8 protein-coding genes are annotated in these 9748 nt (G+C 53.5%); 1 reads left to right on the top strand and 7 read right to left on the bottom strand.

Annotated features, from left to right (window positions below; translation table 11 throughout):
* Positions 1-309: 309 nt before the first annotated feature.
* The 7 genes from HYT76_09270 to HYT76_09240 form a co-directional block, all read right to left on the bottom strand.
* Positions 310-1155, bottom strand: a complete 846-nt coding sequence (locus HYT76_09270; protein ID MBI2083735.1) for a hypothetical protein — start codon at positions 1153-1155, stop codon at positions 310-312.
* 1 nt (position 1156) lies between these two features.
* Positions 1157-2023, bottom strand: a complete 867-nt coding sequence (locus tag HYT76_09265; GenBank protein ID MBI2083734.1) for a helix-turn-helix transcriptional regulator — start codon at positions 2021-2023, stop codon at positions 1157-1159.
* 25 nt (positions 2024-2048) lie between these two features.
* Positions 2049-4370 carry a DEAD/DEAH box helicase family protein gene (locus tag HYT76_09260; GenBank protein ID MBI2083733.1) on the bottom strand — a complete coding sequence of 774 codons (2322 nt, stop codon included), beginning with the start codon at positions 4368-4370 and terminating at the stop codon, positions 2049-2051.
* Entirely contained in the window at positions 4367-5293 is a 927-nt protein-coding gene (locus tag HYT76_09255; protein ID MBI2083732.1) for a restriction endonuclease subunit S, read from the bottom strand. Before HYT76_09255 ends, HYT76_09260 begins: the two co-directional genes overlap by 4 nt.
* A gap of 358 nt (positions 5294-5651) precedes the next feature.
* Positions 5652-6500, bottom strand: a complete 849-nt coding sequence (locus tag HYT76_09250) for a hypothetical protein (GenBank protein MBI2083731.1) — start codon at positions 6498-6500, stop codon at positions 5652-5654.
* On the bottom strand, positions 6497-7951 hold the full coding sequence (locus HYT76_09245; GenBank protein ID MBI2083730.1) for an N-6 DNA methylase: 1455 nt from the start codon (positions 7949-7951) through the stop codon (positions 6497-6499). The genes HYT76_09250 and HYT76_09245 overlap by 4 nt, the downstream gene beginning before the upstream one ends.
* Positions 7952-8037: 86 nt before the next feature.
* Entirely contained in the window at positions 8038-8979 is a 942-nt protein-coding gene (locus HYT76_09240; protein ID MBI2083729.1) for a hypothetical protein, read from the bottom strand.
* Positions 8980-9489: 510 nt separating this feature from the next.
* Between HYT76_09240 and HYT76_09235 the strand changes: the two genes are divergently transcribed.
* Positions 9490-9741, top strand: a complete 252-nt coding sequence (locus HYT76_09235) for a type II toxin-antitoxin system RelE/ParE family toxin (protein ID MBI2083728.1) — start codon at positions 9490-9492, stop codon at positions 9739-9741.
* Positions 9742-9748: the final 7 nt, after the last annotated feature.

The raw sequence follows: 9748 nt of genomic DNA, 5'->3' as shown, positions 1-9748 counted from the left end.
TCGCGCCGTCGTAAACTCCGTCACTCGGCTTGCACGTCTTACTTCCCACTTGTCCCTCACTTGCCTGCCCGCCTCTGGCGGGGCCCAGCGACTCGCCCCGGCTTTACGAGGCCCGCGCCACCTTTAAACCCCCCGCATCAATCAACGCGCGGGCCGGGGATCCGCGGAGGGCTGGGAGGGTGGGCACTCGGTCGCAAGTGGCAAACTGTCTCAGTTGTCGCGAGGCGGTGGGGAAATAGAAAATTCGGGGCGCTCCTTCTTCTCCAATAACAGGAAGCCGGAGCCGCCATAAAATGTATAATTCAAGCCTTAGACGACTTTCTTCCAGTCCTGGTTTTGACCTGATGCTTTGATGATCATACCTATTTTTCTGATATCCGATGATAAATTACTAAAATCCTTCTTTGGGTTCGCTTCGATGATCCCCAAGAGGGCCTCGTCAATTTTATGAATACGATCTATACGGAGTTTAAGATCGGGGTGATTGGGAAAGTCCGTTTCAAAAATTGAGGCGATGGCATGAAAAAGACAAGTAAGGTTAAAACAGGTAATATTCACGCACATAGCCATTCCGTCTTCGCTCGATTCGTATTCGAGAATTATAGGGTTTTTTTGCTGAGAAGGGTCATTCATGCGCCTTAGATGTTTAGTTTTTTTGGAATGATGAATCGCTGACATGATGGAGTAGAGAAACTCCCAATTGAGTTTCAGATCGTCTTTTACAAAATTCGTGACATTAAAAGCACGCTTTCCGGCAATTGGCACGAAGATGGATTCATAATCGCTAGGGTAACAAGAGGCGAAAACGACCCTCAAAAATGTCTCATAGACACTCCGGTTCAATATCATCGCTTCGTCATAGTAACCATCAATTGTGTCCTCAAAAGCCCTGTGCAATGTTTTCATTGTCTCAGGATATAAAAGATACTGAGCACCTTTGCTTTGCTTCCACCCGTCCTTGGGAACGTAATTTAGAAGCTGGATGATCAAATTCAGTTCATTAAAAAGATCTTCAAATTGTTTCACGAAATTTCCAAATTTCTCAAGGAAGAGTCTCTTGTGCTGCTGAATAAATGAATAGATGTCGAGACTGGTCTTTGCAGGATCCTTACTTAGAAGCTCGTCTAAAAGTTGCTGTGTTTTGGTGGTACTCATTTTATCCTTCTACCCTAAATATGGCGCCCAATTGACCAGATTGGGCTTTTTCAATCGTTCCAGCATATTTCTTGGCAATAAAGCTTTCGACCCAGAGAAAGAATGGCCAAGCATCCTGCTTGTCCCGTTCAAGCTTGATAACCTTCCTGATAAATCGGTGGTCTTTGCCATTTAATTCCATCATCTTCGTTTCACCTGTGCTCATCGAAGCGGACTGCACGTTAGCCCATTTATCATTTTCGGTGATTTTCAATAATTTAGAATGCATCAATGGGTTTCTCATCCATTCGCCGATCCATTGAAGCTTCTTCCTTTCTTCGTCATCAATAATTTTTTCTTCTGCTGCTATCGCTATAGCCTTCCAAAACATTAACTTTTCAATCTCTTTTTCTTCTTGTGTGTTTAACGATGTCCCTTTGGCCTTCTCTCGGCCATCTTGAATCAAATCTTTTATGACGTATTCCAAAAGAACACATGAAGTCGCTAACGCAGCTGTATGTAAACCCAAAAAAATCGCGTTTCTCGCCTCTCTGTAAAGCGGTTCAATATAGGCATCGAATTGGGGAAGGAATTGGTGAGAAAGTTTTTCTAAATTGCCCCACAGCGTCTCTGCAATTTGCTGTAGGAGGCTTGTGTAAACGGCTTCCAGCGTAGGCAACTTTGCAGGCGTTCTATAATATGCCGCGAGCGCATTGGTTATCTTCTTGAGTTCCTCCGCTGAGGGAGGTTGGCCGCTTAGTTCAAGATCTCGAATTCTCTCCTCAGGAATACCAACCACAGTCGCAAACTTGGATTGATCCATTTTGACCGTTTTTCTAATCCTTTCGATTGTGTACACATTCTCCATTGTTGCTCCTGTCTGGCCCATTTAGTTTTCATCAATGCCGCCACACTCACGCCACCTCTTGGTAGAGATACTTCTGAAATCCCGTGAACACCTTCCCGATCTCGTCCGGCTTGCCGAGGTCGGCCACAGCGTCGGCGATGGAGTCGTGATATTTGAGCCGGAGCAACGGGGTCAGTTTTTGCTGGTCGAGTTCTTCCACACCGACGCTCACGTAATGCGAGAGCACAAAGTCGAGGAAGACCTGCTGTTTGCTGTTGAAATGCGTGCTGATGATGATTTTGGCATTTGCCGCCCTTTGCTCGCGGGTGAGCGGTGGCATGGCGTAGGCCACGTGCGCCAGCACGTCGAACAGGTCGCTTTTCTCGGCGTCGATGATCTTTTGCATCTCGGCCAGTTGATCGTGACCAAAACCTTTCTCGGCGAGTCCTTGCAAAAGTTTTGCGCGCGTGTCCGGCGCGCTCCACAGGGCGCGTAATTCGTCCTCATTCTTGAAGAACTCGGGAAGTTTTCCGAAAAGAAGCTCCATGAACTGCTGTGCGGACATGGGGGTGCCGTCCGGATGCCAGAAGCTTGTCGCCATCATGTGCTGGATGGTGCGGGCCTTGCCGTCGGCGAGTTTGATCTTAATCTTTTGCGGACGCGGACCGGGGCCTGGTCTCGGGCCCGGAGGCACAGGCGGACCGGGTGGTGGTCGGTCCGGCGGTAATGGCTTCGGCTCCGGTTCAATCGGCTCGCCATCCCATTCCGGATCGTTGAAATGATGATGCGCCTTCACAAAGTCGTAGATCGTGAAGTAGTCCTTCCCATCGTAAAGCCGTGTGCCGCGTCCGATGATCTGTTTGAACTCGATCATCGAATTGATCGGGCGCATCAAGACGATATTGCGAATGTTGCGCGCATCGACGCCGGTGGCGAGCTTTTGCGAGGTGGTCAGGATCGTCGGGATCGCCTTCTCGTTGTCTTGAAAGTCGCGCAGGTGCTGCTCACCAAGTGCGCCGTCGTTGGCGGTGACCCGCTGGCAGTAGTTCGGGTCATTGCTCGTCTTCATCTGGTTGATAAGATCCCGCACGGCCAGCGCGTGATCTTGCGTGGCGCAGAAGACCAGCGTCTTCTCGTTTTGGTCAATCAGGCTCATGAATAAAGCCACCCGGTGCTCCTCACGCTCCCTGATCTCGATGACTACGTTGAATTCCGGTTCCTCGTAGCGTTTGCCCGCCTCGATCTCGCCCTCAATCAACTTATCGTCGGGCGTGTAGGTATACTCATCAAGCGTTGTGGAAATCTGCTTCACCTTGAACGGCGTGAGAAAGCCGTCGTTAATGCCTTCTTTGAGCGAGTAGATGTAGACCGGATCACCGAAGTAGGCGTAGGTGTCCACGTTGTCCTTGCGCTTGGGCGTGGCGGTCATGCCCAACTGCACCGCTGGGGCAAAGTAGTCCAGAATCCCGCGCCAATTACTCTCGTCGTTCGCGCCACCCCGATGGCATTCGTCAATAATGATGAAATCAAAAAAATCCGGGGGATACTCGCCAAAATAAGGCGACGGCTTGCCGTCCTTCGGCGGGCCGCTCATGAAGGTCTGGAAGATGGTAAAAAACAGGCTGCCGTTCTTGGGCACCTTGCCCTTTTTGCGGATGTCCCCCGGCTCGATCCGTACCAGAGCGTCCTCCGGGAATGTGGAGAAGGCGTTGTAGGCCTGGTTGGCGAGGATGTTCCGATCTGCCAGAAACAGGATGCGGGGGCGGCGGGATGGTGTACGGCCAAGATTCCAGCGGCTGTGGAACAGCTTCCATGCGATCTGAAACGCGATAAAGGTCTTGCCGGTGCCGGTGGCGAGAGTGAGCAGGATGCGCTGGCGGTTCTCCGCGATAGCCTCCATGACCCGACCAACGGCAATGTCCTGATAGTAACGACTCGGATGCGAGCCTCCCTTGTCTTCGAATGGCACGGCAGAGAAGCGGTTGTGCCAGTCGTTCGCTTTGGCAAAGGTCAAGCCCCAGAGATCGTCCGGGCTGGGATACCGTGGCACCTCGCCTTCCTTGCCGGTCTCCATGTCGATGCCGTAGATGCCATTCCCATTGGTGGCATAGGTGTACCGGATGGCGAGCTTTTCGGCATAATTCTTCGCCTGTCCCACCCCTTCGGTCAGTTCTTCGTCCCATGCCTTGGCCTCGATAACAGCAAGCTTGGTGTTGCGATACTCCAGCACATAATCCGCCGTCAGCGGTTTGCCCCGCCGCCCGTGTCCTTCGATGCGACCGGGTGCAATCGGATACTCGCGCCGGATCTTGCTGCCCTCGACGACGCCCCAACCCGCCGTCTTCAGGGCGGGATCAATGTGCTCGGCTCTAGTTTCGGCTTCGTTCATGCGGCTTGCGCTCCGAGTTGGCCGGTGAAGGCCTGGTGCAACAGCGACTTTTTCAACGCCTCCAGTGCGGCGAGCTTACGCTCGTAGATCGTGGCGAGGCGTTGGGTTTCTTCGTGGAGGTCGTCGAGGTTTTCGGCTAGTTCCTTTTGCTTCTTCACGTTGGGTAGCCACACCTTGAATTCGAACAAGTGCTCCCGATTGACCTTTGGCATTCCTGCGCGGGCCGAACCTTGGATTGCGTAGTCGGTAAAACTTTTGCTCAGCAACAGGTGGAAAAGATAGTCGCGGGCGATCTCTTTTGACAACGGTGCAAGCGGATACATGTCAGCGCTGCACAAACCGTCGAAATCGGGACGCGCCACCTTCATAAGGTAAGGACGAATCTTGCTGTAGAGTACCATCGATTTGTCGAAAAGAAATTTCCCCGAAATCAGACCCTCTTCCCGCGCAGTCTTGAGGTCAACGAAGACGCCCGTCTTTGACACGATGTTTCCCGCTCCCACATGAATTAAATCGAGAAACTCCTTTTTGCGAGGATCAACGAGGGTTGATGTGATCGAGCAAACTTCACTTAACTTTTTCTCTACACATCCCTCCCCGCGCTGGGTGAAGACGGATTGGAGGTGGCTTTCGAAGAGGGCGCGCGCGTTTTGGAGGTTCTTTTCGGCATTGGCAATGGCTACGGCGATCCCCTCAAACGCCTCGTCGAGGATGCCGACGATCCGCTGTTGTTCGGGGAGCGGTGCGATGGGAATTTGAATCTCTCCGAGCTTGCCCCTGCTAATTCGCTTCCTCGTTGTACCGGTTGTTTCAGAATCGACATCCTTCAAATAGTCTCGAGACTGAGAGTAGTAGTTGAAGAACGCCGGAATAACCTGCTTCGCGCTGAAGCGAACAATCGTGCAATCAACGGCTGTGATCATCCGTTCGCCTGTGTCAGGCAGTATGCAGCTTCGCCCCGCCGGATCAGGCAGCCTTGAAATTAGGCAATCGCCCTCGAAAATCTCAGTGCATCTCAGGCGTTTGAAGGTCGCCTCGGAAATGTAGCGGGCGTTCTCACCTCGATCCTTGAACACGCCTTGGCCGACATTGCCGGTTTGAATGAGGCGGACGCCATCGGGAGATTGATCTTTGCTCTCAACCCAGTCGCCATCTGCAAAGACCTCGCAGACTTCAGCCAGGGGCATTTTTTGCCATCCCGCCTTCATCTCAGCCCTCGGATGGCTTGCAACACCTCCTTGCTCCCGGTGTCTGGCACGAGGTTTCTCAACGGCGCCGGTTTTATTCATCGTTTGAGCCTTTGATTCGTTTGACGCCGCCCGGCGGCAGGTAGTTTTCGCCGGTCACGACTCGTTTGCCGGTCTTGGCTTCGAGTTCCAAGCGGGCGCGCTTGGCAATCTTGCCGCCGGTCTTCGCGGCGGTCTTGTTTTCCACCATACCGGTGGCGGCGGTGGTCTCGGCAATCTGGCGGGTGGAGAGTTCGGCAAGTGCGGTGAAGATGAGCTCGGCCTCGCTCATGTGGTCACGGAGGTTCTGGGTTTTGAGACCTTTCAAATCCTTGTGGACCTTGACGCTGACCCCACTCCATTCCTCATGAATGAGGTTGGTGAGGATGGCGTATTCATCGCCTTTCTTGATGTCGTGCGTGGCCCAGTAGTCGGTGAGTTTGTTGCGGGTTTCCTGCCCGGTCATCCGTTGCTGAATCCACTTCTCGCTGCGGCCATGTCTCTGCCAGGTGGCACGGGCGCGGTTTAGGGAAAGGGACGGATCGGCCATTTCCTGCATCCGCTCGTGGCCGACTTTGGCAAGCCAGAGCTTGATCGGCTCGGCCTTTGGGCTGGGAACGCTCTGGACGAGGCGCAGCAGGGTTTCGGCATTGGCGACGTCGGTGAGGTAGCTTTTACCGTCGGCGGCGGGCAATTTCAGTCGGTTACATTTTGTAACCGACTCGCTTCCTTCCTTGCCAAGACGATTTTTTAAAACCTTCCAGTAGTTTCTCGCCGCTTGGAAGTCAGGCTGTTGCGTCAGTACCTGAATAATATCCACAACGGAAAAAAACCAGGTTTCGGTCTTCTCATCGTAAATACGCCGGATTTCGTGTTGTTCAAAAAGCACGGGCATAATTTTCATAGCAGTCTCCTGATGTTCCCCAGCACCTCCGCACTCTCGGCATCCAGCGCGGCGATTTCGTCCATGATTGCCTCCGGGCTACGGTGCGCGATTTCCTCGCCGCCATTCGGGTTCTTCACGGAGAGGTCGAAGGTTGTCGGGTCAATGCTCTTGGCATCCACCCTCCAAGACTTCGGCGAGTCGGCGAAGGTCTTTTGCAACTTTACAAACTCGGCGAGGTCGGCGTCGTTGAGCGGGTTGGTCTTGCCGAGATTGCGGCCGGGATCGAGCTGGTAGTACCAGACTTTGCGCGTCTTACTGCCCTTCTCGAAGAAGAGCACCACGGTCTTCACGCCCGCGCCCTGGAACGTGCCGCCGGGGCAGTCGAGCACGGTGTGGAGGTTGCAAGTTTCCAGCAGGAGCTTGCGCAGACTCACCGAAGCGTTGTCGGTATTGGAGAGGAAGGTGTTCTTGATGACCACGCCGCCGCGCCCGCCGGCCTTCAGGCTCTTGATGAAGTGCTGGAGGAAGAGGAAGGCGGTCTCGCCGGTGCGGATCGGGAAGTTTTGCTGGACCTCCTTGCGCTCCTTACCCCCGAAAGGAGGATTGGCCAGAATTACGTCGTAGCGATCTTTTTCCTGAATGTCGGCCAAGTTCTCGGTGAGCGTATTGGTGTGGATGACATTGGGCGCTTCTAGCCCATGCAGGATCATGTTCATGATCGCGATGACGTAGGCGAGTGACTTCTTTTCCTTGCCATAGAAGGTGCGGGTCTGGAGCGTGGCGAGGTCTTTGGTGGTGAGGTTGCCCCTGGATTTGAGGTAATCGAACGACTCGCAGAGGAAGCCCGCCGAGCCGACTGCGCCGTCGTAGATGCGTTCGCCGACCATAGGTTTCACAACCTGAACGATGGCGCGAATGAGCGGGCGCGGGGTGTAATACTCGCCGCCGTTGCGCCCGGCGTTTCCCATGTTTTTGATCTTGGCCTCGTAGAGGTAGGAGAGCTCGTGCTTCTCCGTCTGGGAACGGAAGCGCAGTTCGTCAATGTGGTCGATGATCTCGCGCAGATTGTAGCCGCTCTGGATCTTGTTCTTAATCTCTCCGAAGATCTCCCCAATCTTGTATTCGACCGTATTCGGCCCGCTCGCCTTCTGCTTAAAGTCGTGCAGGTAGGGAAAGAGCTTCTGATTGACGAAGTCGCGGAGGTCATCGCCGGTTAGGGCGGCGTTGTGATCGAGCTTGCCGTCCTTGCCCTTGGGGGCGGCCCAGGTTTCCCAGCGATAAGGTTTGTCAAGGATGTAGGTGTACTTCTTCCCGTCCAACGCGGCTTCAGTGGCTCTATCCTGCTCCAGCGCGTCGAGGTATTTCAGGAACAGGAGCCAGGAGGTCTGCTCGGTGTAATCCAGCTCGCTGGTGCAACCGGCATCTTTCCAGAGGACGTCGTCGATATTTTTGAAAGCTTGTTCGAACATAAGAGATTCCCTACAAACTTTTTCCAGTTTCCCATCTAACCTACGAAACTATCAGCGGATTGTCTAGTTCTTGAATGGTATTTTCATCAGACCACAATATCAGCAAGCTCTTCAGCCAAAAGCTCCGTATTCAGAAAAAACCCCTTCTCGTAAACCTCCTCCTTCTTCTTGATCGTCGGGTGATAAAAGACATCAGCGACGTAGCGGCCGTACATGTCGGTCTTGTAAGTTTTGATGACGACAAACTCAATGTCCCTGAGCCTCCCCTCCACGAAGCTCTTGGCCTGATCGGCCCGGTCGGGGGCCTTGCCGGTCTTGATCCCATCTTTGACGAGTTCGGCCGTGTTGATCCCCCGAAACCGGATTCGCTGGTTGACCCATACGGCAAAGCCCAAGTCGATGCGGACAGCCAAGGTGTCCCCATCCACCACCTTCTCGACGATCGCTTTGTAGATGTGAAGTGGATCACCGCCACGTTCGAGGGTCGCCTTGCCTGATTTCAATTTCTTTGGCGACTTTTGGAGGTTGTAAAAATCCTTCTGGATCGCCTTGCGGAGGGTATCGCGGCTCCACTCCTCGAGAGATGCGGTCTTGAAATAGAAATCTCTCTCCCTCTTGTCTTTGACGGAGAGGAGCTCAACGTAATGGGCCCAGCTAAGTTGAGTCGCTTCTTCCATTGAGGGGAGTTCTTCGGGCCAGGTTCTGTAAATCTGGAGGATTCGGTAGAGGAGAGAGGTATCGAGGCCCAGTCCTTCGGAGAGGGTAGAGATGAGTTGCCCTTCTTCGGCAGGATCCGCTGTCTCTTTCATCTCGGCGATCCGTTTCCCCATCTTCCAGTAGGTCTCGACCCGGATTCGGTTAACCTCAGCTTCGGCCTCGGTCTTGCCTTTCTCCAAGAGAGTTTTGAGGTCAGCGACCAGTTTTCTGTAAGGGGCAGTATCGGTGAGGGAGGTCGTCATTGTCATGGAGACTACCTGATCCGATCGCCCGTTTCCACTAAAATATGCGCTAAATGCGCCTAGGCGCATCTAGTCTCCCCTCCCTCCCCGGTTGCCACGGCGCCGCGACGGAGAGGCGGGGGGAGGAGCGGCGCTGTGGCCTCGGTGACACTTTGGTTTTTCCTTGGGGGGCGAGTCGCTGGGCCCCGCCAGAGGCGGGCAGGCAAGTGAGGGACAAGTGGGAAGTAAGACGTTCGAAAAAAATATTTTCCAATCATCCAAAAAATCCCGTCCAATTTTTCTATAGATTTTCCTCGTAAAAGGTTCGAACTTGGGCCACTAATTCACGCAAAAAATCGGCTCGAACCCTTGTGGTTTGAGCCGATTTTTTTGATCTCGACACGGGATGAGAAGCCGACCCGAAGCGCGTCCAGTGGACGAAAAGTGAGGCCTAGCCTACTCCAGGCCGAACGACAGCGAGGGCGGCCGGATCCTGGAGGAGGCGCAAAGCGCCGGGGGAAGGATGAATCCCGTTACACTTATCACCCGCTTAATTCTTAGGGTTGACTCCGTACCTGTTTGTTGGTACATCTATCCTTAGTGAAACTCGAGATCCGGTTCTTCCAAACGGCACGTGGTGATGAGCCTGTAAAGGATTACATAAAAGAATTGTCCGCCAAGGACCGGGCCAAGATCGGAGGATGCCTGCGTGTCTTGGAAGTAACCGGCAGGCTCGATATGCCGCATGGGAGAAAGATGGCAGGACAAAAGGATCTCTTTGAGATTAGGGCAGGTCGTCACCGGGTCTTTTATGGGTTTTTTGAAGGGGAGGTTGTCCTCCTCAGAAGGTAACGGCCGA

The sequence above is a fragment of the Deltaproteobacteria bacterium genome, from assembly GCA_016180845.1.
Classification (GTDB): Bacteria; UBA10199; UBA10199; order JACPAL01; family JACPAL01; genus JACPAK01.
This window is presented reverse-complemented; position numbering and strand designations above follow the sequence as displayed.

Excerpts from the sequence above, each read along its gene's own strand:
- HYT76_09240 (MBI2083729.1), bottom strand. The coding sequence starts at position 8,979 with ATGCGCCTAGGCGCATTTAGCGCATATTTTAGTGGAAACGGGCGATCG.
- HYT76_09245 (MBI2083730.1), bottom strand. The coding sequence starts at position 7,951 with ATGTTCGAACAAGCTTTCAAAAATATCGACGACGTCCTCTGGAAAGAT.
- HYT76_09250 (MBI2083731.1), bottom strand. The coding sequence starts at position 6,500 with ATGAAAATTATGCCCGTGCTTTTTGAACAACACGAAATCCGGCGTATT.
- HYT76_09255 (MBI2083732.1), bottom strand. The coding sequence starts at position 5,293 with ATGATCACAGCCGTTGATTGCACGATTGTTCGCTTCAGCGCGAAGCAG.
- HYT76_09270 (MBI2083735.1), bottom strand. The coding sequence starts at position 1,155 with ATGAGTACCACCAAAACACAGCAACTTTTAGACGAGCTTCTAAGTAAG.
- HYT76_09265 (MBI2083734.1), bottom strand. The coding sequence starts at position 2,023 with ATGGGCCAGACAGGAGCAACAATGGAGAATGTGTACACAATCGAAAGG.
- HYT76_09260 (MBI2083733.1), bottom strand. The coding sequence starts at position 4,370 with ATGAACGAAGCCGAAACTAGAGCCGAGCACATTGATCCCGCCCTGAAG.